General features: G+C 64.6%; 24 protein-coding genes. 19 read left to right on the forward strand and 5 right to left on the reverse strand.

What is annotated here, in order from left to right:
* Window positions 1–190 precede the first annotated feature (190 nt).
* The gene (gene recA, locus ACI0FO_RS04110) at window positions 191–1,252 is read left to right on the forward strand and encodes a recombinase RecA (protein WP_105554869.1); all 1,062 of its coding nucleotides are present in this window, start codon (window positions 191–193) and stop codon (window positions 1,250–1,252) included.
* 127 nt (window positions 1,253–1,379) lie between these two features.
* A complete protein-coding gene (recX, locus tag ACI0FO_RS04115; protein WP_416024305.1) occupies window positions 1,380–2,069 on the forward strand; it encodes a recombination regulator RecX in 690 nt (229 codons plus the stop codon).
* A 104-nt stretch (window positions 2,070–2,173) separates the two neighbouring features.
* Here the strand turns inward: recX and ACI0FO_RS04120 are convergent, their stop codons facing one another.
* Complete coding sequence (locus tag ACI0FO_RS04120) at window positions 2,174–3,091, reverse strand: LysR family transcriptional regulator (protein ID WP_416024307.1); 918 nt, start codon at window positions 3,089–3,091, stop codon at window positions 2,174–2,176.
* Window positions 3,092–3,280: 189 nt separating this feature from the next.
* Here ACI0FO_RS04120 and metE point away from each other — a divergent pair, with 189 nt between their 5' ends.
* The 11 genes from metE to ppa all read left to right on the forward strand — a co-directional run bounded on the left by metE (window position 3,281) and on the right by ppa (window position 15,640).
* Window positions 3,281–5,578 carry a 5-methyltetrahydropteroyltriglutamate--homocysteine S-methyltransferase gene (gene metE / locus ACI0FO_RS04125; protein WP_416024309.1) on the forward strand — a complete coding sequence of 766 codons (2,298 nt, stop codon included), beginning with the start codon at window positions 3,281–3,283 and terminating at the stop codon, window positions 5,576–5,578.
* A gap of 289 nt (window positions 5,579–5,867) precedes the next feature.
* Window positions 5,868–6,470, forward strand: coding sequence for a DUF2889 domain-containing protein (locus ACI0FO_RS04130; protein WP_416024311.1), 603 nt, complete (start codon window positions 5,868–5,870; stop codon window positions 6,468–6,470).
* Between the two features lie 10 nt (window positions 6,471–6,480).
* Entirely contained in the window at window positions 6,481–7,641 is a 1,161-nt protein-coding gene (sucC, locus tag ACI0FO_RS04135; RefSeq protein ID WP_169270045.1) for an ADP-forming succinate--CoA ligase subunit beta, read from the forward strand.
* A 21-nt stretch (window positions 7,642–7,662) separates the two neighbouring features.
* Window positions 7,663–8,544, forward strand: coding sequence for a succinate--CoA ligase subunit alpha (gene sucD / locus ACI0FO_RS04140; protein ID WP_054423501.1), 882 nt, complete (start codon window positions 7,663–7,665; stop codon window positions 8,542–8,544).
* A 281-nt stretch (window positions 8,545–8,825) separates the two neighbouring features.
* The gene (locus ACI0FO_RS04145) at window positions 8,826–9,524 is read left to right on the forward strand and encodes a TerC family protein (protein ID WP_105554861.1); all 699 of its coding nucleotides are present in this window, start codon (window positions 8,826–8,828) and stop codon (window positions 9,522–9,524) included.
* Window positions 9,525–9,638: 114 nt separating this feature from the next.
* Window positions 9,639–10,355, forward strand: coding sequence for a TerC family protein (locus ACI0FO_RS04150; RefSeq protein WP_416024314.1), 717 nt, complete (start codon window positions 9,639–9,641; stop codon window positions 10,353–10,355).
* 118 nt (window positions 10,356–10,473) lie between these two features.
* The gene (hemC, locus tag ACI0FO_RS04155; RefSeq protein WP_416024316.1) at window positions 10,474–11,421 is read left to right on the forward strand and encodes a hydroxymethylbilane synthase; all 948 of its coding nucleotides are present in this window, start codon (window positions 10,474–10,476) and stop codon (window positions 11,419–11,421) included.
* On the forward strand, window positions 11,421–12,221 hold the full coding sequence (locus ACI0FO_RS04160) for a uroporphyrinogen-III synthase (RefSeq protein ID WP_416024318.1): 801 nt from the start codon (window positions 11,421–11,423) through the stop codon (window positions 12,219–12,221). Before hemC ends, ACI0FO_RS04160 begins: the two co-directional genes overlap by 1 nt.
* A 37-nt stretch (window positions 12,222–12,258) precedes the next feature.
* Window positions 12,259–13,452 carry a uroporphyrinogen-III C-methyltransferase gene (locus ACI0FO_RS04165; RefSeq protein WP_416024320.1) on the forward strand — a complete coding sequence of 398 codons (1,194 nt, stop codon included), beginning with the start codon at window positions 12,259–12,261 and terminating at the stop codon, window positions 13,450–13,452.
* Between the two features lie 5 nt (window positions 13,453–13,457).
* On the forward strand, window positions 13,458–15,077 hold the full coding sequence (locus ACI0FO_RS04170) for a heme biosynthesis HemY N-terminal domain-containing protein (protein ID WP_416024322.1): 1,620 nt from the start codon (window positions 13,458–13,460) through the stop codon (window positions 15,075–15,077).
* Window positions 15,078–15,109: 32 nt separating this feature from the next.
* A complete protein-coding gene (gene ppa / locus ACI0FO_RS04175) occupies window positions 15,110–15,640 on the forward strand; it encodes an inorganic diphosphatase (RefSeq protein WP_006225005.1) in 531 nt (176 codons plus the stop codon).
* Here the strand turns inward: ppa and ACI0FO_RS04180 are convergent, their stop codons facing one another.
* From ACI0FO_RS04180 to ACI0FO_RS04195, 4 genes are all read right to left on the reverse strand, one after another.
* On the reverse strand, window positions 15,641–16,477 hold the full coding sequence (locus ACI0FO_RS04180; RefSeq protein ID WP_416024325.1) for an IclR family transcriptional regulator: 837 nt from the start codon (window positions 16,475–16,477) through the stop codon (window positions 15,641–15,643). It lies immediately after the preceding gene.
* A gap of 15 nt (window positions 16,478–16,492) precedes the next feature.
* Window positions 16,493–17,254 carry an SDR family oxidoreductase gene (locus tag ACI0FO_RS04185; protein ID WP_416024327.1) on the reverse strand — a complete coding sequence of 254 codons (762 nt, stop codon included), beginning with the start codon at window positions 17,252–17,254 and terminating at the stop codon, window positions 16,493–16,495.
* The gene (locus ACI0FO_RS04190) at window positions 17,254–18,465 is read right to left on the reverse strand and encodes an ABC transporter substrate-binding protein (protein ID WP_416024329.1); all 1,212 of its coding nucleotides are present in this window, start codon (window positions 18,463–18,465) and stop codon (window positions 17,254–17,256) included. Before ACI0FO_RS04190 ends, ACI0FO_RS04185 begins: the two co-directional genes overlap by 1 nt.
* 81 nt (window positions 18,466–18,546) lie before the next feature.
* Complete coding sequence (locus ACI0FO_RS04195; protein ID WP_006225001.1) at window positions 18,547–18,945, reverse strand: cupin domain-containing protein; 399 nt, start codon at window positions 18,943–18,945, stop codon at window positions 18,547–18,549.
* Window positions 18,946–19,119: 174 nt separating this feature from the next.
* Here ACI0FO_RS04195 and ACI0FO_RS04200 point away from each other — a divergent pair, with 174 nt between their 5' ends.
* The 6 genes from ACI0FO_RS04200 to ACI0FO_RS04225 all read left to right on the forward strand — a co-directional run bounded on the left by ACI0FO_RS04200 (window position 19,120) and on the right by ACI0FO_RS04225 (window position 24,381).
* Window positions 19,120–19,899, forward strand: a complete 780-nt coding sequence (locus ACI0FO_RS04200; RefSeq protein WP_416024330.1) for an SDR family NAD(P)-dependent oxidoreductase — start codon at window positions 19,120–19,122, stop codon at window positions 19,897–19,899.
* A 10-nt stretch (window positions 19,900–19,909) separates the two neighbouring features.
* Window positions 19,910–20,671, forward strand: coding sequence for an ABC transporter ATP-binding protein (locus tag ACI0FO_RS04205; protein ID WP_313464022.1), 762 nt, complete (start codon window positions 19,910–19,912; stop codon window positions 20,669–20,671).
* 1 nt (window position 20,672) lies between these two features.
* Window positions 20,673–21,365 carry an ABC transporter ATP-binding protein gene (locus ACI0FO_RS04210; RefSeq protein WP_105554851.1) on the forward strand — a complete coding sequence of 231 codons (693 nt, stop codon included), beginning with the start codon at window positions 20,673–20,675 and terminating at the stop codon, window positions 21,363–21,365.
* A gap of 13 nt (window positions 21,366–21,378) precedes the next feature.
* Window positions 21,379–23,256: an ABC transporter permease gene (locus tag ACI0FO_RS04215; RefSeq protein WP_416024333.1), complete on the forward strand. Its 1,878-nt coding sequence runs from the start codon at window positions 21,379–21,381 to the stop codon at window positions 23,254–23,256.
* Window positions 23,256–23,558 carry a Dabb family protein gene (locus ACI0FO_RS04220; RefSeq protein WP_416024335.1) on the forward strand — a complete coding sequence of 101 codons (303 nt, stop codon included), beginning with the start codon at window positions 23,256–23,258 and terminating at the stop codon, window positions 23,556–23,558. Before ACI0FO_RS04215 ends, ACI0FO_RS04220 begins: the two co-directional genes overlap by 1 nt.
* 127 nt (window positions 23,559–23,685) lie before the next feature.
* Entirely contained in the window at window positions 23,686–24,381 is a 696-nt protein-coding gene (locus ACI0FO_RS04225; RefSeq protein WP_006224995.1) for a fumarylacetoacetate hydrolase family protein, read from the forward strand.
* The last annotated feature ends 3 nt before the right edge of the window (window positions 24,382–24,384 follow it).

Here is a 24,384-nt window from a genome sequence, read left to right on the forward strand (position 1 = left end):
CACTGGTTTTTTGTACAGTACAATCCGATGCCATAATCTGCACTTGGATCAAAAGCGCAGCGCAAATCTGAACCCCAGGCAAGCTATCCAGCAAGACTGCAGGGCAAGACCGCAGCGCAAACCTGCACAGCCTGACCGGCGACTTCTCCGGCACCCTTCGACACCAGATACGTTACAGACAGGACTCTACATGGACGACAAAACCACCAAGGCCGCCGCTTCGGAAAAGGCCAAGGCGCTTGCCGCCGCGCTCTCGCAGATCGAAAAGCAGTTCGGCAAGGGCTCGATCATGCGCTACGGCGACAACGAGGTCTCGCACGATATCCAGGTCGTTTCCACGGGTTCCCTGGGGCTGGACATCGCACTGGGCGTCGGCGGCCTGCCGCGCGGCCGCGTGGTCGAAATCTACGGCCCGGAATCGTCGGGCAAGACGACGCTTACGTTGCAGGTCATCGCTGAAATGCAGAAGATCGGCGGCACCTGCGCCTTCGTCGACGCGGAACACGCGCTGGACGTGCAATATGCCAACAAGCTGGGCGTCAACCTGACCGACCTGCTGATCTCGCAGCCGGATACGGGCGAGCAAGCGCTGGAAATCACCGACGCGCTGGTGCGGTCGGGTTCGGTCGACCTGATCGTCATCGACTCGGTGGCCGCGCTGGTGCCCAAGGCTGAAATCGAAGGCGAAATGGGCGATTCGTTGCCCGGCCTGCAAGCCCGCCTGATGAGCCAGGCGCTGCGCAAGTTGACCGCCACGATCAAACGCACCAATTGCATGGTCATCTTCATCAACCAGATCCGCATGAAGATCGGCGTGATGTTCGGCAACCCCGAAACCACGACCGGCGGCAACGCGTTGAAGTTCTACGCCTCCGTGCGCCTGGATATCCGCCGCATCGGCTCCATCAAGAAGGGCGACGAAGTCGTCGGCAACGAAACCCGCGTCAAGGTCGTGAAGAACAAGGTCGCGCCCCCGTTCAAGCAGGCTGAATTCGACATCATGTACGGCGCCGGCATCTCGCGCGAAGGCGAAATCATCGATCTGGGCGTGGCTGCCAGCGTGGTGGACAAGTCCGGCGCGTGGTACAGCTACAACGGCAACCGCATTGGCCAGGGCAAGGACAACGTCCGTGAATACCTGAAAGAGCACAAGGAAATCGCCATCGAGATCGAGAACCGCGTTCGTGAGAACCAGGGCATCGTCAGCCGTGCCGCCGAATTCGTGCCGACGGCGGAAGACGCCGCCGAATAAGCCATCTTGCGGCTGCCCGCGGATCTCCGCAGGCAGCCCGCACATTGCGCGCCATGCCTTCGGGCCGGCGACATGCGGCAGGCGCCATGACGGGCCTGCCGTTTTTGCATAGCAAGCAGGAAAGCGCATGAGCTGGAAACCGACCCCCGCGTCAGCCGACCGTCTTCGCGCCAAGTTGGATGACGAGTTTGAAACCGTCGCCAAGCCTCAGGGTTTGCGGCGCACGTCCGATGCGCGCCGTGAACAGGAAGCCGCGGCCCCCGCCGCGGATCCGGACGAATGGCACCGCAGTTCCGAGCAGCGCTCATCCGCCCGTGGCCGGCGCGGCGCCAACGTCGAAGGCCAAGCAGACACGGAAGACGGCAAGCCTGAACGTAAAGGGCCTTCGCTGAAGATGCGCGCCGTGGGGTATTTGTCGCGGCGCGAACACGCGCGCGAAGAGCTGGCGCGCAAGCTTTCCGCCTACGCCGACGATGCCGCCGAGGTCGAAGCCGTGTTGGATACGCTGGAAAAAGAGGGCTGGCTATCCACCGAACGGTTCGCGCAAAGCTTGGTGCACCGGCGCGCGTCGCGGCAGGGTGCGGCGCGCATCGTGCAGGAATTGCGCCAGCATGGCGTTGACGACGCGCAGGTGGCCGAGTTGCGCGACCAGTTGCGCGCCACCGAGTACGACCGCGCGTTGGAAGTCTGGAAAAAGCGCTTCGATGCCAAGCCCGCCGACCGCGCGGCCTACGCCAAGCAAGCCCGCTTCCTGGCCAGCCGCGGCTTCGCGCACGACGTCATCCGCCGGATCCTCGGCGACAACGACGAAGACTGATGCGCAGCGTGGGGGCGCTTTTTACCGCCGGGCCGCCCCCAAGGTAAAAAAGCCCCCTCGGGGGGCAGCAAGCGTGCGCAGCACGCGCAGCGTGGGGGCAAACATCATCTAGCGGATTTAATCCCTGACAGCGTCTTGAAGCAGACGTCGCGGGTAATGTTCAGGAACTCATCGATGTATGACGCGTCCGTGTCTTCCCTGCGCACCGTCGCGTATAGGGTGCGCCACACGCCTTGCGGCCCCAGGCGGCATTGCCGCAGCCAGCCCTGATTCATGTATTCGGTCAACGCCCAGTTCGGCAGCGCGGCCACGCCGCGGTTGCTGGCCACCAGTTGCGCGATGATGGGGGTGAGTTCCGCCTTGCGGATGGCGGCGGGCTCCACATCGGCCGGGTCCAGGAAGGCAGTGAAGATGTCCAGTCGCTGCTTGTCCACCGGATAGGTAATGAGCGTCTGGTCGGCCAACTGGTCGGGCATGACGAATTTGCTGCCGGCCAGCGGGTTGGACTCCGACACCGCCAACACCAGTTCGTACTTGAACAACGGCAGGTACTCGACCGCTTCCAGCGGCTGCGGGTCCGACGTGATGACTAGATCCAGGTCCCCGCGCACCAGCGCGGGCAACGGCGCAAACGAAAAGGCGGCCGACAGGTCTAGCGCCACGTCGGGCCATTGCACCCGAAACGCGTCCAGTGCCGGCATCAACCATTGAAAGCACGAGTGGCAATCGATGGCCAGATGCAGGCGACCCGTGCGGCCCGCAGCCAGGCGCTGCAATTCGCGTTCGGTGGCGCGGATGCGGGGCAGCACTTCGTCCGCCAGCGCCAGCACGCGCAATCCGGCGGTTGTCAGGCGGGCCGGCCGGGTGCGCCGGTTGAGCAAGGGCGTGCCCAACCGGGTTTCCAGGTCACGCAGTTGGTGCGACAGCGCGGATTGGGTCAGGTGCAGGCGTTCAGCGGCTTCTTGCAGGCTGCCGCCTTCGCGGATGGCGGTCAGCGTTTCAAGATGGCGGATTTCGAGCATCGGCGTGGGTGTGGGGGGGCGGCGCCCTGGCGGTCGTCCGCGGCAGGCTCCGACCCCTTCAGGGTGGAATGAACTTATATTGTATGAGATTTCTTCATCTTATAAATGTAGACATTGATTTTGTCTCATCTAATTTTGCCTGCACAATGGTCGTCACTTGAACAAATCTTGTCTAATGGCGGTGTTCTCATGACTACTATTCATAATCTGGGGTTCCCTCGCATTGGCGCCCAGCGCGAACTGAAGCGCGCTGTGGAGGCATATTGGGCCGGCAAGCAAACTGTCGAAGCGCTGGAGGAAACCGGCCGCGAACTGCGCGCCAAGCACTGGCGGCTGCAAGCCGCTGCCGGCCTGAAGTTCGTACCCGTGGGCGACTTCGCCTGGTACGACCAGATCCTGGAGTGGAGCACGCTGCTGGGGGCCGTGCCGGCACGTTTCGGGCAGAACGACAAAGAACCCGTAACGCTGGACACGCTGTTTCGCATGGGCCGCGGCCGTGCGCCGACGGGCAAGCCCGCCGCCGCCTGCGAAATGACCAAGTGGTTCGACACCAACTACCACTACATCGTGCCTGAACTGGTTCCCGGCCAGGTTTTCCGCGTGGCGCGGGAATCGCTGTTCGAGCAGATCCACGAGGCGCAAGCGCTGGGCCACGCCGTCAAGCCGGTGATCCCGGGTCCGTTGACCTGGCTGTACCAGGGCAAGGGCGACGCTTTCGCGGCCGGCGCCGCCGACGAAGGCAAGCTGCAACTGCTGGCCGCGCTGCTGCCCGTGTACGAAGAGGTGCTGGGCCGCTTTGCCAAACTGGGTGTGGAATGGGTGCAGATCGACGAACCCATCCTGGCGCTGGACCTGCCGCAAGCTTGGCGCGATGCCTTCAAGCAGGTGTATGCCGCGTTGGCCTCCAGCCCGGTCAAGCTGCTGATCGCCACGTACTTCGACGGCCTGAAGGACAATCTGGCCACTGCCCAAGCCTTGCCCGTGGCTGGCCTGCATGTGGATCTGGTCCGCGCGCCAGAGCAACTGGCCGACGTCGTGGCCGGCCTGCGCGCCGATCAAGTGCTGTCCGCCGGCATCATCAATGGCCGCAACATTTGGCGCACCGATCTGGATGCCGCCATCGCCGTGTTGGCGCCGGTCAAGCGGCAACTGGGTGACCGCCTGTGGCTGGCCCCGTCGTGCTCGCTGCTGCACGTGCCGGTGGATTTGGCCAACGAAACCGAACTGGACGCCGAACTGAAAAGCTGGCTGTCGTTCGCTGCGCAGAAGCTGGAAGAATTGAGCCTGCTGGGCCGCGCGCTGGATAGCGCCACGGAACCCACGGTGCAGGCCGGTCTGGTTGAGCAACGCGCCGCTTTGGGCGCGCGCCGCTCGTCGGCCCGCATCCATAATCCGGTGGTGGGGCAGCGGATGTCTGGCGCCGCGGCCGTGTCGCGCGACCGCGCGCCGTTCGCCGGTCGCATCGCCCGCCAGCAAGCGCAGCTGGGCCTGCCCGCGTACCCGACGACCACGATCGGGTCGTTCCCGCAGACCGCCGAAATCCGCGCGCTGCGCCGCGACTGGAAGGCCGGCGCGTTGACGGACTCGGGCTACGAGACCGCGATCCGCAAAGAAATCGAGGAAGTCATTCGCTTCCAGGAAAAGGTGGGCCTGGATGTGCTGGTGCACGGCGAACCCGAACGCAACGACATGGTGGAGTACTTTGGCGAGCTACTGGCCGGCTTCGCGTTCACCAAGAACGGCTGGGTGCAAAGCTACGGGTCGCGCTGCGTGAAGCCGCCAATCATTTTCGGCGACGTGGCTCGCCCCGCGCCGATGACGGTGGGTTGGTCGTCCTATGCGCAGTCGCTCACGGACAAGCCGGTCAAGGGCATGCTGACCGGTCCCGTCACCATTCTGCAATGGTCGTTCGTGCGCGACGACCAGCCGCGTGAACAGACCTGCCGGCAATTGGCCCTGGCGCTGCGCGACGAAGTGTTGGATCTGGAAGCCGCCGGCATCAGCGTCATCCAGATCGACGAGCCCGCCATCCGCGAAGGCTTGCCGCTGCGCCGCGCCGACTGGAAGGCGTACCTGGACTGGGCCGTGGATTGCTTCCGCCTGTCGACCGCCGGCGTGCGCGATGAAACGCAGATTCACACCCACATGTGCTACTCGGAGTTCAACGACATCATCGAATCGATCGCTGCGATGGATGCGGACGTCATCACGATCGAAACGTCGCGCTCCAACATGGATCTGCTCAAGGCGTTCGAAGACTTCGACTACCCGAACGATATCGGCCCCGGCGTGTACGACATCCATTCGCCCAACGTGCCGGAAGTGGACTGGATGGTCGGCCTGATGGAAAAGGCGGCGGCCCGCCTGCCGAAGGAACGCCTGTGGGTGAATCCTGACTGCGGCCTGAAGACCCGCGCTTGGCCCGAAACCGAGGCCGCGTTGATCGGCATGGTGCAGGCGGCCCGCACGCTGCGCCAATCGGCCTGACGGGCGGCTGTCCGACTGCCCGCGCCCAGTGCGGGCTTCGGAAGATAGCCCCTGGTTCGCGCGTTGTGCGCGCGAACCAGGGGCTTTTTCATTGATGCTCTGAACCATCAGGCCGCGGCGCGCCTGGCCGGCCAAGTCCGCCATGAGGGTCTCGGGGCCTCCGCCGCGCTCTGTCCCCCAGCAAACGACCAGCGCTTAGGCGGTTGATTGCCGGCTGCCTGCGCTATACTTTCAAGGTTTTGTTGCCGCGCACCATGCGCAGGCCATCTTCGCCCCGCAGGCCCCCAGCATGCCCTTGCCACCGCCGGATTACCCTCGCCAACCGCTACACACGCGTTCCATACGCGTGCAGTCGTATGCGCGCGAAGACGGCAACTGGGATCTGGAAGCCGAGCTGATCGACGTGAAGGCGTACGATTTTCCCAAGAGCGACGGCAAGATGTTCAAGGCCGGGCAGCCCATCCACCATATGCACCTGCGCATCACCATCGACGAGAATTTCTCGATCCTGGCGGCGCAGGCGGTCTACGACGCCGCCCCTTACGGCGGTCATTGCATGGCCATCGAGCCGGCTTACACTGACCTGATCGGCATGAATCTGCTTAAGGGATTCCGCCGCCAGGTCAAAGAGCGGTTCGGGCACGTGGAAGGCTGTACGCACATGACCGAGCTGTCGCAGGTGCTTCCCACCGCGGCGGTCCAGACCATGGCCAACCGCCGGCGGCAGGAAACCAACCCGAACCGGCGTCCATTTCAATTGGATGGCTGTCATGCGCTCAGCACTGGCGGCCCGGTGGTGGCTGAGCACTATCCCAAGTGGTACACCGGGGGTAGCGCTGAGGCATCGGCCGATTCGTCCTCCGATTCACCTTCTCTTTCTCATACGTCCTGACAGGTAACACATGAAAATCCACGAGTATCAAGGCAAGGAACTGCTGAAGCAATTTGGCATCCCGGTGCCGCGCGGGATCCCCGCTCTTTCCGTCGACGAGGCCGTGGCAGCCGCTGAAAAGCTGGGTGGACCGGTTTGGGTCGTCAAGGCACAAATCCACGCGGGCGGCCGCGGCAAGGGCGGCGGCGTGAAGCTGGCGCGCTCGCTGGACGACGTCCGCAAGCTGGCCTCGGAAATCCTGGGCATGCAGCTGGTCACGCACCAGACCGGCCCGGAAGGCCAGAAGGTTCGCCGCCTGTACATCGAAGACGGCGCCGACATCCAGAAGGAATACTACGTGTCGCTGGTCACTGACCGCGCCACGCAGAAGGTTGCCTTCATCGCTTCCAGCGAAGGCGGCATGGACATCGAGGAAGTGGCTCACTCCACGCCCGAAAAGATCATCACCGAATACATCGACCCGCTGACCGGCCTGTCCGCCGAGCAAGCCACCAAGATCGCCAACGCGATCGGCCTGCCCGCCGACTCCACCGCCCAAGCCGTGGACGTGTTCCAGAAGCTCTACAAGTGCTACATGGACACCGATGCGTCGCTGGTCGAAATCAACCCGTTGAACCGCGACGGCAAGGGCAACATCATCGCCCTGGACGCCAAGTTCAACTTCGATCCGAACGCCCTGTTCCGCCACCCGGAAATCGTCGCCTACCGCGACCTGGACGAAGAAGACCCCGCTGAAATCGAAGCCAGCAAGTTCGACCTGGCCTACATCCAGCTCGACGGCAACATCGGCTGCCTGGTGAACGGCGCCGGTCTGGCCATGGCCACGATGGACACCATCAAGCTGTTCGGCGGCGAGCCGGCCAACTTCCTGGACGTCGGCGGCGGCGCTACGGCCGAGAAGGTCACCGAAGCGTTCAAGATCATGCTCGCGAACAAGAGCGTGAAGGCCATTCTGGTCAACATCTTTGGCGGCATCATGCGCTGCGACGTCATCGCCGAAGGCGTGATCGCTGCTTGCAAGGCCGTCAACCTGAACGTGCCGCTGGTCGTCCGCATGAAGGGCACCAACGAAGAACTCGGCAAGAAGATGCTGGCCGACTCGGGTCTGCCGATCATCAGCGCCGACACGATGGCCGAAGCCGCCACCCGCGTCGTAGCCGCCGTCAAGTAAAAAATTCCCAAGGATTCACAAATGTCGATTCTGATCAACAAGGACACCAAAGTCATCACCCAGGGCATCACGGGCAAGACGGGCCAGTTCCACACCCGCATGTGCCGTGAGTACGCCAATGGTAAAGCTGCCTTCGTGGCCGGCGTGAACCCCAAAAAGGCGGGTGAAGACTTTGAAGGCGTGCCGATTTTCGCTACGGTGAAAGACGCCAAGGCCGACACCGGCGCGACCGTGTCCGTCATTTACGTGCCGCCGGCCGGCGCCGCCGCTGCCATCTGGGAAGCTGTCGAAGCCGAACTGGATCTGGTGATCTGCATTACCGAAGGCATCCCGGTCCGCGACATGCTGGAAGTCAAGAACCGCATGAAGGCCAAGGGCAGCAAGACGCTGCTGCTGGGCCCGAACTGCCCGGGTCTGATCACGCCGGACGAAATCAAGATCGGCATCATGCCGGGTCACATCCATCGCAAGGGCCGCATCGGCATCGTCAGCCGTTCGGGCACCCTGACGTATGAAGCCGTGGCGCAAGTCACCGAGCTGGGCCTGGGTCAATCCAGCGCCGTCGGCATCGGTGGTGACCCCATCAACGGCCTGAAGCACGTCGACGTCCTGAAGATGTTCAATGACGATCCCGACACCGACGCCGTCATCATGATCGGCGAAATCGGCGGCCCGGACGAAGTCAACGCTGCCGAGTGGGCGAAGGACAACATGAAGAAGCCGGTCGTCGGCTTCATCGCTGGTGTCACCGCTCCTCCTGGAAAGCGCATGGGCCACGCTGGCGCCCTGATCTCTGGCGGCGCCGACACGGCCGACGCCAAGCTGGAAGTCATGGAAGCTTGCGGCATCCGCACCACGCGCAATCCCTCCGAAATGGGCAAGCTGCTCAAGTCGGTGCTGTAAGTCTTTCAGCATTGCGCCAAAAAGCCCGCTTCGGCGGGCTTTTTTTCGTCCGTGCGCAGGGGTAAAAGCGTGAAATTACCGGGCTGACCTAGGGAAATCCCGTGTCCATATCGCGGTCGTCCAATCATACGGAAAGCTGAACGAAACTATAATGAAAGAAATTTCGCACGTACCCAGCAAGAATGCCGTCGGGCTCGCGCCAAGACGGTCAGTACGGCTTTCGTTTTTTTCATCCATTAATTTGGTTTGTCCTAGGGGGATCACACCTAGGAAAGAGAGGCATGGAACTCAGTTCAGCGGCATTCTGGATAGCGCTGCTCCAGATCATTTGGGTCAACATCCTGCTATCAGGCGACAACGCCGTGGTGATTGCGCTGGCGGCGCGTTCGTTGCCCCCGGCCCAACAGAAGAAAGCGATCACGATCGGTTCGGCCGCCGCGATCATCATGCGTATCGTGCTGACCCTGGTGGCAGCCAAATTGCTGCTGCTGCCGTGGCTCAAGTTGATCGGCGCGTTGCTTCTGGTCTACATCGGCGTGACGCTGCTGATGCCGGAAGGCGACGAAGACGGCGCGGGCAAGACGCAAGGCAATCTGCTGACCGCAATTCGCACTATCATGATTGCCGACTTGGTCATGAGCCTGGACAACGTGGTGGCGGTTGCCGCCGCCGCGATGGGCGACACGACCTTGCTGGTTTTGGGCTTGGCCATCAGCATCCCTTTGGTCATCTTCGGCAGCACGCTGCTTCTGAAGGTCATCGAACGTTTCCCGCTCATTGTCTGGGTCGGGGCGGCGTTGCTGGGCTTCATCGCAGGCGAATTGCTGGTGGGCGATCCCGCCCTGCAGGAACCGGTGGCGCGCATTGACGCGGCATTGGGCGTTACGCATCACAGCTTCGAGCTGATGACGGGCGCGCTGGGTGCGGTGCTGGTGCTGGCAATTGGTAAAGTTTTGCTGATGCGCCAGAAAGCTGACTGAAAGCTGAATTACAATAATCAGTTGTTTTGAATGATCCTGCCGTGCATGGCACGGCGGGATGGCCGGCTCGGGACCGGCCTTTCTTTTCATATAAATGCCTTCGGGGGTTCTATAGTGCTTGAGTTTTTCCAGACGCTGAGTTGGGCAGCGGTATTCCAGATCATCCTCATCGACATCCTGCTGGGCGGCGACAACGCCGTCGTGATCGCGCTGGCTTGCCGTAATCTGGCTCCCAAACAGCGCATGCAGGGCATCCTGTGGGGTACCGCGGGCGCCATCATCCTGCGTGTCGTGCTGATCGCTTTCGCACTGACGCTGCTGTCGATCCCGTTCCTGAAAGTCGTTGGCGGCCTGCTGCTCGTCTGGATCGGCGTCAAGCTCCTTGTCCCTGAAGACGATGCGCATGGCAACGTGAAGGGTGGGACATCCATCGCCGCGGCCATCAAGACCATCATCATCGCCGACTTCGTGATGAGCCTGGACAACGTGATCGCCATCGCTGGCGCAGCCCAGAACGCCCATGCCGACCATCAAATCGGCCTGGTCGCCTTCGGCCTGATCGTCAGCGTGCCGATCATCATCTGGGGCAGCACGCTGGTCCTCAAGCTGATCGACAAGTACCCGTTGGTGGTGACGTTTGGCGCCGCCTTGCTGGGCTGGATCGCTGGTGGCATGCTGATTACCGACGTTATTGTCGAACGTCAATTCGGTGTTCAGCCCACTACGGTTAAAATCGCCGCTGAAATTATCGGCGCCTTGCTCGTTGTTGTCCTTGGACGGTGGCTGGCAAGCCGCAAAATCGCTTCCAAGGAATCCCATGAGTCTGCGTAGATCCGTTGATCCCCAGCAATCCGAATCGGGCCTGAGCCTCCTTCAGGGCCTTTTCGTGCTGGCCATCCTCGGGGTAGTCGCGACGGTCATCGTCTCTAATTTCGTTTGATGACGTCACGTGTCTCTTCCGCAACGCCTGGTCATCGCGACCCGCGCCAGCCGGCTTGCCCTGTGGCAAGCCGAGCATGTGCGCGACCGGCTGCGCACGCTGTACCCGGCGTGCGCGGTTGAGCTTCTTACCCTGACGACCCGGGGCGACCAGATCCTCGACCGCACCCTGTCCAAGGTGGGCGGCAAAGGACTGTTCGTCAAGGAACTCGAAAACGCGCTGCTCGACGGGCGCGCCGATCTCGCCGTGCACTCCTTGAAGGACGTGCCGGTGGATCTGCAAGCCCCGTTCGAGCTTTGCGCCGTCCTTGATCGCGCGGATCCGCGCGATGCCTTCGTGTCCAACCGCTATGCGACGCTGGCAGACCTGCCAGCGGGCGCGGTGGTGGGCACGTCCAGCCTGCGCCGCGAATCGCAGATCCGCGCGCGCTACCCGGCCTTGGTGGTCAAGCCGCTGCGCGGCAACCTGGACACGCGTCTGGGCAAGCTGGATAAGGGCGAATACGACGCCATCGTGCTTGCGGCCGCCGGGCTGGAACGCTTGGGATTGGGCGGGCGCATCAGCAGCCTGCTGGACCCGGCCGACAGCCTGCCGGCAGCCGGGCAGGGCGCGCTGGGCATCGAAATCCGCGATGACCGCGATGACATGCGCGCGTGGCTGGCGCCGTTGATCAGCGCCGCCACCACCTCCTGCGTGCTGGCCGAGCGGGCGGTGTCCCGCAAGCTGGGCGGTTCCTGCCAGGTGCCGTTGGCGGCTTTCGCCGAGATCTCGGACGACACGCTGTCACTGCGCGCACTGGTGGCTTCGCCCGATGGCACGCGCATGGTCCACACGGCCCGTAGCGGTCCGGTGGCCGACGCCGAAGCCCTGGGTGTCGCAGCCGCGCAAGCGCTGCTGGATGCCGGCGCAGCCGCCATCCTCCAGGAACTGCTGCAAGCCGACGCCCGGCCGGACTGATGTCCACGCCGCCGCGAGTCGCTGTCCTGACACGGCCCGCGGGCCGAAACGAAGCGCTGGCCGGCCGTCTGAACGACGCCGGCTGGTCCGCCTGCATTCTTCCTGCCCTTGAAATCCAGCCGTTGGACGTTGCCGCCGCGGACCTACCGCGGCCGGTCGACTTCGACATGGTCGTGTTCGTCAGCGGCAATGCAGGCAAGCAGTACCTGGACCAGCTGCGCCGTGCGGACGGGCCGTCCGTCTGGCCAGCCGGCACGGTGGCCGCCACCGTCGGGCCCGCCAGCGCCCAGGGGCTGCGCGAGTCGCCCGGCTTTGGCATGAATACAACAGTCCTGCATCCCGGCGAGGATGCGCCCAGCCATGATTCCGAAGCCTTGTGGCAGGTGCTTTGCGGCTTGCCGCAGCTACCGGCCCGCGTGCTGCTGGTGCGCGGCACCCAGGGCCGGGACTGGCTGGGAGACCGGCTTGAGGCGCATGGCGCGGCGGTCACGCGCCACGCGGCCTATCTGCGCCGTCCCGCCAACTGGGGCGCGGCGCAGTTGGCGGCGCTGCGGCACTGGGCGGATGCCGGCGTCAGCGCCACATGGCTCATCACCAGCGGCGAAGGCGCGGACGTCGTGCGCGCCGGCCTGGACGCCGCGGGCCTGGCTTCCTGGTGGGCGGGATGCCGCTTCGTGCTGACGCACCCCTCGCTGGCGCGTCGCGTGCCCGTAGGCGGTCATGGCGATACGCCATCGGCAATGGTAAAAATCTGCTTACCCAACGACGAGTCGATTTTCCAGGCTTTTGTTGCTGCTTGATTCGTTGCATCGGACAGACACCGAATACAATCGCGTCATGACAGACAAGACTCCCGCTACCGATCCGGTCGTTCCTACGGCCGCCCCGGGCGCAAGCACGCCCGCATCGGCCCCGGCCGATCCCGTCAAGGCCCGTCCGGCCAAGCGCGGCAGTGGCCCATTGGTCACCGCCCTGATAATCGTCATCCTGCTGGCCGCTGGCCTGGGGTATGCGCTGTGGAAGCAGCGCACGCAGTTCGTGTCCGCCGGGCGCGAGGTTGCGTCGCGCATCGACACGCTGACGGCTGATGTGGCGCAAGCCCGCAAGGACACGCGCGAGGCCTTGGCGCTGGCGCAGGCCCAGGCCGGCCGCGTGGGTGAACTCGAAGACACCGTGCGCGAAACCCAAAGCCAATACAACGCGCTGCAACTGGCCTGGCAGAACTTCAACGACGGCGCCAGCGATGAACTCCTGGCCAACGACATCGAACGCCTGCTGACCATCGCGAATCAGCAATTGCGCCTGGCCGGCAACGTGTCCAACGCGATCGTCGCGCTGGAAACCGCGCAATCGCGCCTGGCCCGTGCCGACCGTCCCCGCTTCTCCAGCCTGCAACAGGCCATCAACGGCGACCTGGACCGCTTGCGCGCCGTCTCTACCGTCGATATCCCGGCCCAATCGGCCCGCATCGAGCGTCTGGTTTCGCTGGTTGGCAAGGCCCCCTTGCTGGTGCCGGATACGGTCGCTCCCGGTGTGGCTGCCGCTGGCGAAAGCAGCCCGGCCGTGGCGCCCGCGCCGGTGGTCGATCCCCAGGCAGGCCTGCCGGCCGATGCCCCGTGGTGGCAGCGTTGGCGCGCCGAAGTGGTGTCGTGGCCGGGCCGCGCGGGTTCCGCGCTGGCGCAAGAGTTGGGCGGCCTGATCACCATTCAGCGTGTGGACGAACCCGCCGCCTTGCTGCTGTCACCCGAACAGGCCGACCAGGTGCGCGGCACGCTGCGCCAGCGCCTGCTGACCGTGCAACTGGCCATGCTGATGCGCCAGCCCGCCGTCTGGAAGAGCGAACTCGACAATGTCGGCGTCACGCTGGCCAAGTACTTCGACAACCGTTCCCCCGACACCGTTGCCGCCCTGACGCTGGCGCGCGAGCTGGCGCAGACCGACATCGCCGTGCGCATGCCGGACGTGGCCGACAGCCTGAACGCCGTGGCAGCTTTGCGCGCCGCGGGTTTCAAGACTAGCGGGCAGGACTGAGCCTTATGCGTACCTGGTTCTGGACTCTGCTGCTTGCCGTCATCGCCGTCGCCCTGGCGGTGGTGTTGCGATCGCATTCCGGCAACGTGCTGTTGCTGGTCTGGCCGTGGCGCATCGGGATGTCGCTGACGTTGGCTGTCCTGCTGATCGTCGCGGCGTTCATCGTGCTGCACATCGGTCTGCGCCTGCTGGCGTGGCTGCTGGCCATCCCCGACCGCCTTCGCGTCTGGCGTGGCAAACGCGCTCAGGCGCGCGACCACGAGTTGCTGGAGCGCGGCTGGATCGGCTTGCTGGAAGGCCGCTACACCCATGCTGAAAAGGACTTGACCAAACTGCTTGAGCAGACCAAGGTCAAGACCCGTCGCGTGCTGGCGGCCCTGTCCGCCGCGCGTGCTGCGCATGGCCTGGGTGAATTCGACCGCCGCGACCGCCTGCTGGCCACCGCGCAAGAACATGCCGGTACCGAACCCGGCCTGGTGGAAGCCACGGCCACGGTTTCGGCCGACATGTTGCTGGATCAAGGCCGCGCCGAGCGCGCATTGGCGGTGCTGGCGCCGCTGGCCGACGGCGGCGCCCGCCACCTGCACACCATGCGCCTGCTGTTGCGCGCGCACACCGCGCTGCAACACAACGAGCAGGTCTTCACGCTGGCGCGCGGCCTGGTACGCCGCAATGCCTTGGCGCGCAGCGAAGCCGACCAACTGATCGACGCTTCCGGCGCGGCGCGTTTGCGCGCGACGGCCAATAGCGATGCCTGGCGCGCCATCTGGAAAGACCTGAAGGCCGAAGAACGCCTGCTGCCCGATATCGCGTTGGCCGGTGCGGCCGCTTTCGACGCGGCGGGCGAAGCCAACGAAGCCGCTCGCGTGCTGGAAGCCGCCGTGGCCGTGAAGTTCAATCCGACGCTGGTGGCGGCCTATGCCCGCTGCGAAGCCGAGCAGGTATCGCGCCGCCTGGCCCGCGCTGAAACCTGGCTGCAGCAGCGCCCGACCGATCCCGACCTGCTGACCGCGTTGGGCATGCTCTGCCTGAACGGCCAATTGTGGGGGCAGGCCGAACGCTACCTGTTGCGCAGTCTCAGCCGCCGCAGCGATGCGCAGACGCATGCGCTGCTGGGCAGCCTGTATGACCGCCTGGAACGTCCCGCGGATGCGGTGCGCCACTGGCGCCTGGCCACGGCGGCCAGCATGGCGCTGCCGGTGCTGGCGGCGGATGCCGCGCTGCCTGCCGCGGACACGGGATCCGACCCTTACCGGGTGGACGCCGAAGGCGGCTACGCGGTGGGTCTGTCGGACACTGACGGCGATGCCGAGATTGGTGGCGACTATCCGGCGCTGCCGCCTTCGGTGGCGGCATCGGCCTCCGACTACGTGCTGGATCCGGATGCGCGCGTCAACAAATACCAGCGCGACCGCGCGCTGGCGCCGGAAGACGCGCCGCTGGCTGGCGGCACGTCCGACATCGACGAGTACTTCGACAGCGCCCCGATTCCGGCCGCGGCTTTCGATGAGCCCGTGCCGACGTACTCGCCGGCCCCTCCGGCCAGCCCGAAGCCTGCGCCCGCCACCGCGCCGGCGCCGGTGCCGGCCACCAAGCCGCCGTTCAAGGACGACGGCTCGCTTTGAACATTTCTTCAGACACTCAACAAGGTTGAATCATGAGTCTTGATCGCGTCTCCCCTGGCAAGAAGCTGCCGGAAGACTTCAACGTCATCATCGAAATCCCCATGAACGCCGACCCGGTCAAGTACGAGGTCGACAAAGAGACGGGTGCGATTTTCGTTGACCGCTTCATGCTGACGGCCATGCACTATCCGTGCAACTACGGCTATATCCCCCAGACCTTGTCCGACGACGGCGACCCCGCCGACGTGCTGGTGCTGACCCCGTTCCCGATCCAGATCGGCGCCGTCGTGCGCTGCCGCGCCATTGGCGTGCTGGAAATGGACGACGAATCGGGCGGCGATGCCAAGCTGCTGGCTGTGCCGATCGAAAAGCTGTACCCCCCGTACCGCAACATCAAGTCCTACGAAGATCTGCCGACCGAAGACGTCGCGCGCATCCAGCACTTCTTCGAGCACTACAAAGATCTCGAGAAGGGCAAGTGGGTCAAGGTTAAGGGCTGGAAGGGCGTCGACGCCGCTCACGAGGAAATCGTGAACAGCGTGGAACGCTACAACAAGGCCTGATCAGGCTTTAGGCCGTGCCGGTGCTGAACCGGCCGGCGCTTTGATGCGGCGCGGCCGCGACGGCATGATGCCGATCGCCGCCGCGCCGTTGCTTTGCGGGGCCTGCAAGTTCCGGGACACCTCGGCGGCGGCGACCTGGATGCGCGCCTGCAGGAGGTCCAGGCGTTCGGGCGGGGTGTGCGCTTGCGATGCGATGAACACCAGGCTGCCCACGACCTTTTGTTCCGCGCTGAATATTGCCGCGCCGATCCCCATCAGGCCGCGGTCGACCTCGCCGTGCGAGACGCACACGCCGGCCGTGCGCAGCCGCTTCAGGTTTGCCCTGAAGGCGTCCCAGTCGTCCCCCAGCCCGGCCTCGCGGATTTCGGCCGCATGCCACAGCATCAGGTTGCGCAGCTGATAGGGCGGCAGGTTGGCCAGGATGGGTTTGGCGGTGGCGCCGCGAAACATCGGGAAAGGCCGGCCGCGCGCATAGCTGGATTCGATGGAGTTGTCCGTCCAATAGCGGTCCACGCACAAGACCTTGTCGCCGTAGTAGCTGCACAGCATTAAATTGGCGTGAAGTTCATCCCCCGTGGCGCGCATGACGTCGCGCGCGGCGCGCATCAGCGGATCATGCTGGCGCAGGTGCCGGTCCAGTTCGATGATGCGCGATCCCAGCACATAGGCGCCGCCCGCGGTGGGCGCGAGCAGACCGCTTTCGGTCAGTGATTTCAAGTATCGGTAGGCGGTTGCGCGCGAACATTCCAGATGCGCCATGACGTCTTCCTGGAACGCTGCGGTGGTGCCGTCGCGAAAGAGGTCGAGGATGGACAGCATGCGGTCGGGAGTGCTCATTGCTTCTGGAAATGCCTAGTGAATGTGGAAGCCGCCGTTGACGTCGACCACGATGCCGGTTGAGTAGGAGGACAGGTCCGAAGCCAGGAAAAGAATGGCCTGCGCGACGTCGGCGGGTAGGCCAAAGCGTTGCAGCGGAATGCCCTGTTTGAGTTCTTGTTCCCAATTTTCGCCGAATTTTCCCTGCGTCATGTCGGTTTCGATAATGCCCGGGGCCACGCAATTGGCGCGCACGCCACGCGGGCCAAGCTCGCGCGCCAGCGCCTTGGTGAAACTGATGACCCCGCCCTTGGAGGCTGCGTAGTGTGACCCGCCCAGCAGGCCGCCGCCGCGCAGCGCGGCGGTGGACCCCAGGTTCACGATGGCCGGCCGCCGGGTGCTTTCCAGCAAGGCCGGCAAGGCTGCGTGCGTGACGTTGTACGTGCCGGTCAGGTTCACGTCGATCATGCGGCGGAATTCGTCCTCGGCCAGGTCCCAGATGCGGGTCGCGGCGACGATGCCCGCGTTGTTGACCAGCACATCGACGCCGCCCAGCGCTTGCGTGGCTTGCGCCAGGGCCGCTTCGCACGATGCGGCCCGCGACACGTCGCAATGCACGTCCACGCGGCCATCGGCCAGCCCGGCGCCTGCGCGTTCGGGATAGGCCTGGTCCAGCACCGCCACGGTCGCGCCCTGGGCCAGGAACAGGTCGACGACGGCCGCGCCGATGCCACGGGGGTTGGCGCCCCCCGTGACCACGGCGCGCTTGCCGGCCAAGAGGCCAAGCGCGCCGTCCATCACGACTTCACCAGCGAGCAGCCGCCGTCCTTCAGCGGTCGGAACGCCTGCTCGGCCGGGATCTTGCGCACCAGGTTGTAGTAGTCCCAGTCGCGCTTGGACTCCGACGGTTTCTTCACCTGGAACAGGTACAGGTCGCGCATTACCCGACCGTCTTCGCGGATGCGGCCGTTTTCGGTCATGAAGTCATTGATGGGCGTGTCGTGCATTTTCTTCAGCACGGCGTCGGACTCATCAGTGCCCGCGGCTTTGACGGCGTTCAGATAATGCATGGTGGCGCTGTAGTTGCTGGCCTGCACCATCGAAGGCATGCGGCCAGTGCGCTTGAAGTAGCGCTCGGACCATTGCCGCGCCTTATCGTCCTGATCCCAATAGAACGGTTCAACCAGATTCAGGCCCTGTGCGTATTCCAACCCCACGCTGCGGACGTCCACGATACTCATGAAGAGCGCGGCGACACGCTGCTTGCTGCCCATGATGCCGAATTCGAACGCCTGCTTGATGCTGTTGATGGTGTCGCCGCTGCCATTGGCCAGGCCGATCACCTGCGCCTTGGAGGCCTGCGCTTGCAGCAGGAACGACGAGAAGTCCGAACTGGCGATGGGGTGGCGCACGCTGCCGATCACCTGGCCGCCGTTGGCCTTCACCACCGCCATCGCGTCGCGTTCCAGCGAATGGCCGAAGGCGTAGTCGGACGTGATGAAGTACCAGCTCTTGCCGCCGTCCTGCATTACCCCGTTGGCCACGCCGGTGGCATAGGCGTAGGTGTCATACGTCCAGTGCATGCCGTTGGGCGAGCAGGCCTTGCCCGTCAGGTCCGCCGACCCCGCGCTGGTGAAGATCACGATGCGCTTCTTTTGCCGGGTCAGGTCTTGCACCGCCAGCGCGATGGCCGAGTTCGGCACGTCCAGGATCAAGTCCACTTTGTCGTTCTCGTACCAGCGTCGGGCGACCGATACGCCGATATCCACCTTGTTCTGGTGGTCGGCCGAAATCACTTCGATGGGCTTGCCCAGCACGTTGCCGCCGAAATCCTCGACGGCCATCTTCACGGCTTCCACGCCGAACTTGCCGGACAGGTCGGCCATCATGCCGGACTGGTCGCCCAGCACGCCGATCTTCACGACATCGTCCGACACCTGCGCCTGGGCGGACAGGGAAAGGGTGCCCAGCACGCAGGCGGCAAGGCTGTTCTTGATTCGGGTCTTCATGGGGTGTCTCCTCGGGGGCTTGGTTCTTTGCGCGCCACCCTGTGCCGGGCGGTCGCGCGGGGTCATGCGGGACGTTCCGGTCTACTCCAGCGTCTGGCCGGCGTAGGCGTCGATAAACAAGTTGGGTTTCAGGAAAAAGCTCAGCACCAGCGCGCCGTTGGGCGCGCGCGCCACGTGCTGGTTACCGCGCGGACGCCAGACGTAGTCGCCCGCGCACACTTCGCCTTCGGCATCCACGATGGACCCCTCCAGCACGTAGGTCTGCTCGACCTCCACATGTTCATGCAGCGGCAGTTCGGTGCCGGGCTGCCAGCGGAAGAGGGCGGTGAGCAGGCCGGACTCTTTGTCCTGCATCAGCACCTTCATCTCGATGCCTTCCACCTGGGTGGGTTTCCAAGGCAGGTCGGCGACTTTCAGGAAGCGCGAGGCCAGCGGCGGCAGCGCATTGGCCGCAGGGCAGCCGGGGGTTTCGAGGGCCATGGTTTGTCTCCTAGCCGTGACTCGTTATTGAAGATAAAGTAAAAATCTTGTTATTGAGTGTTTAAAAATAGTCGCGTATATTGAGATTGATGTCAACTTTGTTTTTGCATCCAGAAAGCAAAGCGACACAGGCCGGACCCAGAGATCCGGTGCATATAAGACAAGGAGACAAGCTTGAAACACGACTATCTGGACCAGACGTTCGGTCTGGCAGGGCGCGTCGCGCTGGTGACGGGAGCCGCCAGGGGATTGGGCTTCGCCATCGCGCGGGGCCTGGGAATGGCCGGCGCGGAGGTCGTGGTCAACGACCTGTCGACCGAGGCCTGCGATGCCGCCTGCGCCCAGCTGGCGATGGATGGCATCAAGGCCCGCGGCGCCGCCTTCGACGTGGCCGACGGGGCGGCGGTGGCCGCCGCTGTCGCGCAATTGGAGGCCGCTGGAATCGCCATCGACGTGCTGGTCAGCAACGCCGGCAACCAGAATCGCAAACCGGTGGTCGAGATGAGCCCCGCCGAGTGGCAGGCGCTGCAGAACGTGCATGTCAACGGCGCCTTCCATTGCGCCCGCGCCGTCCTGCCTGGGATGGGCCGGCGCGGCTTTGGCCGCATCATCCTGATGTCGTCCGTGGCGGGGCAGGCGACCATGCCGAACATCGCCGCCTACGCGACGGCCAAGGGCGCCATCGCCGCGTTCGCGCGGGCGTTGGCCGTGGAATACGGCGCCAGCGGCGTGACGTGCAACGCGCTTGCGCCGGGGTTTGTCCGCACGGATTTCACGCAAGGGCTGCAGGACAATCCGCAGTTCCAGTCGTTCCTGTCCACCGCCGTGCCGACCGGGCGCTGGGCCGCGCCCGACGACATTGCGCCCGCGGTGGTCTACCTGGCCTCGCCGGGCGCGTCGTTCGTCAACGGGCATGTCCTGGCGATCGACGGCGGCCTGTTGGCCCGCATGTAGGAGCGCCGCCATGAGCACCCAAGCGGTTCTGTCCGCGCAGGGGCTGGTCAAGCGGTTCGGCGGCTTCAATGCCGTGGACGGCGTGACCCTCGCCCTGCAAGAAGGCTCCATCCACGCACTGATTGGCCCCAACGGCGCCGGCAAGACCACCTGCTTCAACCTGCTGACCAAATTCCTGGCGCCGGACGCCGGCGTCATCCACTACCGCGGCCGCGACATCACGTCGCTGGCGCCGGAACAGATCGCGCGGCTGGGCATCGTCCGTTCATTCCAGATTTCCGCCGTCTTCCTGGGGTTGACCGTATTGCAGAACATGCGCGTGGCCCTGATGCGCCAGCACGGCGACGGGCTGCGCTTCTGGCGCAGCCGCCGAAGCGTCGATCGCCTGAACGGCCGCGCCATGGAGTTGCTGGACGCGGTCGGTCTGGCGCCGCTGGCGGACACCACCGCCGCGTTGCTGCCCTATGGCCGCAAGCGCGCGTTGGAAATCGCCATGACGCTGGCGCTGGAACCCGAGGTCATGCTGCTGGACGAGCCCATGGCGGGGCTGGGCCAGGAAGACGTCGCGCGCATCGCCGCCCTGATCCGGCGGGTATCGGTGAACCGAAGCATCCTCATGGTCGAGCACAACCTGTCGGTGGTGGCCGACCTGTCCGACACCATCACCGTGCTCGCGCGCGGCGCGGTGCTGGCGCAGGGCGACTACGCGGCAGTCTCGCAAGACGAAAGGGTCATCACGGCCTACATGGGCTCCGACGAGGAGGCGCACTGAGATGCTGGCAATCAAAGACCTCAACGCCTGGTATGGCGAGTCCCATGTGCTGCATGGCGTGGACATCGATGTAAACCGGGGCGAACTCGTTACCATCCTGGGCCGCAACGGGGCAGGCAAGACGACGACGTTGCGCGCCATCATGGGCATCCTGGACAAGCGGCGCGGATCCATCCGGCTGAACGGGCAAGAAACGGTAGGCATGGCGCCGCACCGCATTCCGCGGCTGGGCGTGGTGTATTGCCCCGAGGAACGCGCGGTGTTCCGCAGCCTGAGCGTCACCGAAAACCTGATGCTGCCGCCGCGGCTGGCCGCCGGCGGCATGTCGCTGGACGAGATCTACACATTGTTTCCGAACCTGCGCGAACGCAGCGCCAGTTCGGGCGGCAACCTGTCCGGCGGCGAACAGCAGATGCTGGCGATTGCGCGCATCCTGCGCACGGGCGCCCAACTGATCCTGCTGGATGAACCCACCGAAGGGCTGGCACCCGTCATCGTCCAACAGATCGGGCAGGCCATCCGCACCTTGAAAGAGCGGGGTTTCACCATCGTGCTGGTCGAGCAGAACTTCCGCTTCGCCACCAAGGTGGCGGACCGCCATTACGTCATGGAACACGGCTGCGTGGTCGACCAGCTGTCGGCGGATGAGGCGCGCCGCGATCCCGCCCGGATCGCGCGCCGCCTGGGCGTCTGAAAGGAGAATGCCTGTGTTCGAAATTTTCGGTGTGCCGTCCACGGCGCTGTTCGGCCAGCTATTGCTTGGCCTGATCAACGGGTCTTTCTACGCCTTGCTGTCGATCGGCCTGGCGGTCATTTTCGGCCTCTTGAACATCATCAACTTCGCCCATGGCGCGCAGTACACGGCGGGCGCGTTCCTGGCCTGGATGCTGCTGAACTACCTGGGCGTGAACTACTGGGCAGCGCTGGTGCTGGTGCCCCTGATCATGGCGGTGTTCGCCATCGTGACGGAGCGCTTGCTGATTTCTCGCACCTACCGCATGGACCATCTGTACGGGTTGCTGCTGACCTTCGGCATCGCCCTGCTGATCGAAGGCGGCCTGCGGCAGGCCTACGGCGTGTCGGGCCTGCCCTACACCATCCCCAAGGCGCTGACGGGCGGTATCAATCTGGGTTTCATGTTCTTGCCCTGGTATCGCGGCTGGGCCGTGGCGGTGTCGCTGGTGTTGTGCCTGGCCGTCTGGGTGCTGATTGAAAAGACGCGCGTGGGGGCGATGCTGCGCGCCGCCACCGAGAACCCGACCATCGTCCGTTCGTTCGGCATCAACGTGCCGCTGCTGATCACGCTGACCTATGCGTTGGGCGTGGCGCTGGCATCGGTGGCGGGCGTGATCGCGGCGCCCATCTACCAGGTCAGCCCGATGATGGGATCGAACCTGGTGGTGGTCGTGTTCGCGGTGGTGGTCATTGGCGGCATGGGCTCCATCATGGGCGCCATCGTCAGCGGCTTCGGGCTGGGCATCATCGAAGGCCTGACCAAGGTGTTCTACCCCGAGGCCGCCAACCTGGCGATTTTCATCATCATGGTGCTGGTGCTGTTGTGCAAGCCGGCGGGGCTGTTCGGCAAGCCCTTGCAAGTGCAGAACGTGCTGGCCGCGGAAGCGACGCGCCAGCCCGTGCAGTTGAGCCGGCGCGCGATGCGGGTGTCGATGGCGGCACTGGCGGTGGTGGCACTGATCGCGCCCTGGTTCATCTACCCGACGTTCCTCATGAAGGTGCTGTGCTTCGCCTTGTTCGCGGCGGCTTTCAACCTGCTGGTGGGCTATGTGGGCCTGCTGTCGTTCGGCCATGCGGCGTTCTTCGGCGCGGCGGCCTACGCGACCGGCATCGTCATGAAGCTGTTCGGCGCCACGCCGGAACTCGGCTTGCTGGCCGGCGTGGTGACGGGCGGGCTGCTGGGCCTGCTGTTCGGGGCCATTGCCATCCGCCGTCAGGGCATCTATTTCGCGATGATCACGCTGGCGCTGTCGCAACTGGTTTATTTCATTGCGGTGCAGGCCGGGTTCACGGGGGGCGAGGACGGCCTGCAAAGCGTGCCGCGCGGCAAGCTGTTCGGCATATTCGACCTGGAAAACGTGATGCCGATGTACTACTTCACGTTGGCCGTGTTCGCGCTGGGCTACGCGTTTGTGCTGCGCGTGTTGAACTCACCATTCGGCGAAGTGATCCGATCGGTCCGCGACAACGAGCAGCGCGCCCGATCGCTGGGTTACTCCACGTCGCGCTACAAGCTGATCGCGTTCACGCTGTCGGCGTCCGTGGCCGGGCTGGCGGGCGGGCTGAAAGTGCTGGTGTTCGGCGTGGCCTCGCTGACCGACGTGCACTGGCATGCGAACGGCGAGGTCGTGCTGATGGCGCTGCTGGGCGGCATCGGCACGGTGTTCGGGCCGCTTGCCGGCGCGCTGACCTTCGTATCGCTGCAGAACTACCTGGCGCCGCTGGGGTCCTGGGTGCTGATTGTCCAGGGTGCGATTTTTGTCTTGTGCGTGCTGCTGTTGCGAGACGGCATCATGGGGTTGGTGTCGCGCGCCTGGCGGGCCGCGACCCGCGTGAAAAAGGAGTCCTGATGTTCCTGCATGTGGTGATGTTGCAACTGTCGGCCGCGGCCAACGCCGATTTCCACGGGCGGGTCCAGGGGTATTGCGACCGGATCCTGGCGGAATGCGAAGGCGTGTCGGGGTATGCGTTCCGCCCCAACCAGGCGAGCCGCGCAGACGGGTTGACCCATGCGGTCGTCGCCGCTTTCGCGGACAGCGCGGCGCACGACCGCTACCAGGTGTCCGCCGCGCACCAGGAGATGAAGGCGTACATGGCGGCTTTCATCGAACGCCTGGTGGTGTTCGATGGGGATATCCCTACGTTTTCCTGAACGTGCATGGGGCGCGCCTTGCGCCCGGGAAAGCGATAAACTCGCGGATGATTTTTTGATATCCGGTATCTGGGCCGGCCCAGGATAAGCCCGTCCGCCTCACGTATTTGTCATAGGTTGATCGCTCATGGACTACGTACTACCCCCCCAGCCGCCCGTCGCGGTCCCCGTCGCCGGCAGCGCCGCGCTGTTTCCGGTCCGCCGCGTATATTGCGTTGGCCGCAATTACGCCGAACACGCCAAGGAAATGGGTTTCACCGGCCGTGAAGACCCGTTCTTCTTCTGCAAGCCGGCCGATGCCGTGCTGAGCGTGGCCGACGGCGAAACCGGCAAAATGGCCTACCCGCCCAAGACCTCCAACCTGCACTACGAGATGGAGCTGGTTGTGGTGCTGGGCAAGGGCGGCCGCAACATCCCGGTCGAAGAAGCCAACGAATGCGTGTGGGGCTATGCGCTGGGCCTGGACATGACCCGCCGCGACCTGCAAGGCGAAATGAAGAAGCAGGGCCGCCCCTGGGAAATCGGCAAGGCATTCGACGAATCCGCCCCGATGGGCCCGATCCACCCGCGCAGCGTCGTGGGCACGCTGGACAAGGGCGCGATCTGGCTGGACGTGAACGGCCAGCGCAAGCAGTCCAGCGACATTTCGCAGATGCTGTGGAACATCCCTGAAAGCATCTCGTACCTGTCGGGCCTGTTCGAATTGCAGCCGGGCGACATCATCTTCACCGGCACCCCCGAAGGCGTGGGCGCTGTCGTGCAGGGCGATGTGATCACCGGCGGCGTGGAAGGCCTGGGCGAACTGCGCGTGCAGATCGCCTGATCC

It is taken from the genome of Achromobacter marplatensis (assembly GCF_049060505.1).
Taxonomy (GTDB): domain Bacteria; phylum Pseudomonadota; class Gammaproteobacteria; order Burkholderiales; family Burkholderiaceae_B; genus Achromobacter; species Achromobacter marplatensis_A.

Bases quoted from the DNA above. Each gene is read 5' to 3' on its own strand.
- ACI0FO_RS04185 (WP_416024327.1), bottom strand. From the start codon at position 17,254: ATGGACGGCGCGCTTGGCCTCTTGGCCGGCAAGCGCGCCGTGGTCACG.
- ACI0FO_RS04205 (WP_313464022.1), top strand. From the start codon at position 19,910: ATGAGCACCCAAGCGGTTCTGTCCGCGCAGGGGCTGGTCAAGCGGTTC.
- ACI0FO_RS04195 (WP_006225001.1), bottom strand. From the start codon at position 18,945: ATGGCCCTCGAAACCCCCGGCTGCCCTGCGGCCAATGCGCTGCCGCCG.
- ACI0FO_RS04165 (WP_416024320.1), top strand. From the start codon at position 12,259: ATGACAGACAAGACTCCCGCTACCGATCCGGTCGTTCCTACGGCCGCC.
- ACI0FO_RS04190 (WP_416024329.1), bottom strand. From the start codon at position 18,465: ATGAAGACCCGAATCAAGAACAGCCTTGCCGCCTGCGTGCTGGGCACC.
- ACI0FO_RS04220 (WP_416024335.1), top strand. From the start codon at position 23,256: ATGTTCCTGCATGTGGTGATGTTGCAACTGTCGGCCGCGGCCAACGCC.
- ACI0FO_RS04160 (WP_416024318.1), top strand. From the start codon at position 11,421: ATGTCCACGCCGCCGCGAGTCGCTGTCCTGACACGGCCCGCGGGCCGA.
- ACI0FO_RS04130 (WP_416024311.1), top strand. From the start codon at position 5,868: ATGCCCTTGCCACCGCCGGATTACCCTCGCCAACCGCTACACACGCGT.
- recX (WP_416024305.1), top strand. From the start codon at position 1,380: ATGAGCTGGAAACCGACCCCCGCGTCAGCCGACCGTCTTCGCGCCAAG.
- ACI0FO_RS04225 (WP_006224995.1), top strand. From the start codon at position 23,686: ATGGACTACGTACTACCCCCCCAGCCGCCCGTCGCGGTCCCCGTCGCC.
- ACI0FO_RS04120 (WP_416024307.1), bottom strand. From the start codon at position 3,091: ATGCTCGAAATCCGCCATCTTGAAACGCTGACCGCCATCCGCGAAGGC.
- metE (WP_416024309.1), top strand. From the start codon at position 3,281: ATGACTACTATTCATAATCTGGGGTTCCCTCGCATTGGCGCCCAGCGC.
- sucC (WP_169270045.1), top strand. From the start codon at position 6,481: ATGAAAATCCACGAGTATCAAGGCAAGGAACTGCTGAAGCAATTTGGC.
- recA (WP_105554869.1), top strand. From the start codon at position 191: ATGGACGACAAAACCACCAAGGCCGCCGCTTCGGAAAAGGCCAAGGCG.
- ACI0FO_RS04210 (WP_105554851.1), top strand. From the start codon at position 20,673: ATGCTGGCAATCAAAGACCTCAACGCCTGGTATGGCGAGTCCCATGTG.
- ACI0FO_RS04170 (WP_416024322.1), top strand. From the start codon at position 13,458: ATGCGTACCTGGTTCTGGACTCTGCTGCTTGCCGTCATCGCCGTCGCC.
- ACI0FO_RS04180 (WP_416024325.1), bottom strand. From the start codon at position 16,477: ATGAGCACTCCCGACCGCATGCTGTCCATCCTCGACCTCTTTCGCGAC.
- ppa (WP_006225005.1), top strand. From the start codon at position 15,110: ATGAGTCTTGATCGCGTCTCCCCTGGCAAGAAGCTGCCGGAAGACTTC.
- ACI0FO_RS04145 (WP_105554861.1), top strand. From the start codon at position 8,826: ATGGAACTCAGTTCAGCGGCATTCTGGATAGCGCTGCTCCAGATCATT.
- sucD (WP_054423501.1), top strand. From the start codon at position 7,663: ATGTCGATTCTGATCAACAAGGACACCAAAGTCATCACCCAGGGCATC.